This is a genomic window from Streptomyces sp. NPDC036984, assembly GCF_055607665.1.
This window is the reverse complement of sequence record NZ_JBVJRL010000073.1, coordinates 1-2,993: the sequence shown is the minus strand read 5'-3', so window position 1 is coordinate 2,993 and position 2,993 is coordinate 1. Positions and strand designations below refer to the sequence as shown.

Genomic DNA, 2,993 nt, shown 5'->3' with positions numbered 1-2,993 from the left:
CCGCCCATCCTCACCAATCACCGTCCGCAAACTCTCATGCCGCCCCACCACATCCCCCACCGCACCCCGCAACGCCTCCACATCCACCCCACCACGCAACCGCACCACAAACGGAACGTTGTACGTCGCCGACGGCCCCACAAACCGATCCACAAACCACAACCGCTGCTGAGCAAAAGACAACGGAACCCGCTCAGGACGCTCCACCACCCGCCCCAACACCACACGCCCCGACGAAGCACCCGCCACCAACACCGCCAACTCCGACACCCTCGGCGCATCAAACACCCACCGAATCGGAACCTCCACCCCCAACTCCGACCGCACCCGATTCACCAACCGCGTCGCCGACAACGAATGCCCACCCAACGCAAAGAAATCATCCTCAACACCCACCCCCTCCAACCCCAACACCTCAGCAAACAACCCAACCAACACCCCCTCCCACACACCCCGCGGCCCACGCCCCGACACCACCACCCCAAAATCCGGAACCGGCAACCCACGCCGATCCAACTTCCCACTCGACGTAAGGGGCAGGGTGTCCAGAACAACAAAGGCGGACGGCACCATGGAGCTCGGCAGCGCCGACTTCACGTAGCCACGGAGTTCGTCGGCGAAGCGGTCCGGGCTGTACCACTGCTGCGACGGCATACTGTGGGCCGGGGCGGTGGCGGGACGTCGTACCGACTCGGGACGCGTGGCACAAATCGAGTACATGCCGGTGCCCACGAGTTCGTCCATGACTTCCACGGACGTCTCGAAGCCATGGCGGTGCAGCAGCTCGAGGATGACCTCCAGCCGGCCGTCGATGTCATGGACCTCGGCCACGAGCTGCCGGATGAGCGGCCAGTGCTGGGGCTCGACCCCAAGCAGCACGTCCAGCTCGCCCTTCTCCACGTCGATCTTCAAGAGGTCGATCGCCGAGATGTTGTTCTCCCGGATCACCTGAGACAACGTGCGCAGTTCGACGTCGAGGCGGACGCTCCGCAGCCGGTCGGTCAGCAGCTCGTCCAGCGCCTCGTCCCCGACCTGCGCCTCCGAGGCGCCGAGGGCAGGGTCGTGCTCGTTGCGGATCACCCGCTCGAGCATCGCGCGCTCTTCGCGCTCGTCCGCGAACCGCCCGGAGAGCAGGGACATGTCCGGGTAGTAGGTGAAGGTGGCGTGACCGGCCTCGCGGGCGATGCCACAGGTGGTCACGGCGGCGTCGATGCCGTGCAGCTCGGCGTTGATCCGGAACATCGCGGCCAGCTCGGGCATCGGCTCGAAAGCGAAGATCTTGCAGTCCGGTTGCTGTGTCTTCACGAAGAGCGAGAACATGCCGACGTGGGCGCCCACGTCCACGACACACGCGCCTTCGGGCAAGGAGACTCCGGCACGCAGGTACTCGTTCCGCTCGAAGATCTCCTCGTACAGGAATTTCGTATTGGAACGGTTACGCGCGCATACCGGCATTCCATTGGGCAGTTCGTGCAGTTCGAGACCGTCCAGCCGGCCCTCGCGCCGCATGCGAGACACGTTCACCACCGCCGGGGCCACCTCGCGCTCGGGCACCACGTAGGCCACGAGCTGCTGGTCCCCGCTCGGTGCCGCACGAGCGACGACCACGGCGCGCTCGACCGCCGCGTGCGCTCCCAGCACCTGCTCGACCTCACCCGGTTCGATGCGCACGCCGCGTATCTTCACCTGGTCGTCGACCCGGCCGGCGTATTCCACCTCGCCGTCGTGGTTCCAGCGCACCAGGTCTCCGGTGCGGTACATCCGGCTCCCCGGCGCCCCGAAGGGGTTGGCGACGAACCGCTCTGCTGTTAGTGGGGAGCGGTTGACGTAGCCACGGGCCAGTTGATCACCCGCGAGGTACAGCTCACCCACCACTCCCGGGGCTACAAGGGCGAGTTGGGCATCGAGGACATAGAGCCGGGTGTTCCACACCGGGCGGCCGATCGTGACGGGCTCGGTCTCGGCCCGCGGGCACGGCGTCGCGGTGACGTCGACCGCGGCCTCGGTCGGGCCGTAGAGGTTATTGAGCCGCGTCGCTCCTAGGACGGCGTAGTACTGGTCGCGTAGCTCGGGGGACAACGCCTCGCCACTGCACATGACCTCACGCAGGCTCGTGCAGTCCCTCGCCGCCGGCTCCTGCAGGAACGCCTGGAGCATCGACGGCACGAAGTGCGCCACGGTGACCCGGGCTTCTTGGATGGTCTTGGCCAGGTAGGCCGGATCTCGGTGACCGTCCGGCTGCGCCACGACCAGGGTGGCGCCGGTGATCAGCGGAAGGAAGACCTCCCACACCGAGACATCGAAGCTCAGCGGAGTCTTCTGGAGAATGCGGTCTCCGGAGCCCACACGGTAGGCGTCCTGCATCCACCGCAGTCGGTTGACGATCGCCGCGTGCTCGATCACCACCCCCTTGGGCCGTCCCGTGGAACCGGATGTGTACAGCACATAGGCGGGGTGCCTCGAAGCCAGCGGAGCGAGCCGCTCGGCGTCAGCAAGATCGGCCGTTTCCGGCGCCGTCGGTGCCGGAAGATCGTCCACCAAGAGCCGAGTGCACCCTTCCAGCGACGGGCTGTCCGAAGTGGTGACGACGATCAGTGGCCGGGCATCGGCGTGCAGGAAGGCGAGGCGATCGGCCGGATCCCCGGGGTCCATCGGCAGGTAGGCCCCACCCGCCTTCAGCACTGCCAGGAGTGCCACGACCATTTCCACCGAGCGGGGCACCATCACCCCGACGACCGTCTCCGGCCCCACACCGTGCGCGATCAGGCGCCGCGCCAGGTGACCGGCCCGCGCATTCAGGTCACCGAACGACACAACGTGGCCCTCATAGATCAGCGCGGTGGCCTCGGGCGTCCGTGCGGCCTGTGCCTCCAGCAGCTCCGGGAGCGTTCCGGAGTCCACCGGGTGTGTGGTGTCGTTCCAGGTGGTCAGGATCTGGTGGCGTTCGGCCGGGTCGAGCAGGTCCAGGCGGTTCAGGGGCAGGTCCGGATCGA

At 67.1% G+C, this 2,993-nt stretch carries 1 protein-coding gene; it reads right to left on the bottom strand.

Annotated elements, in window-relative coordinates; all coding sequences use genetic code 11:
• A partial coding sequence (locus ACZ7DL_RS38990; RefSeq protein ID WP_470781807.1) for a non-ribosomal peptide synthetase occupies positions 1-2,993 on the bottom strand: 2,993 nt, incomplete at both ends.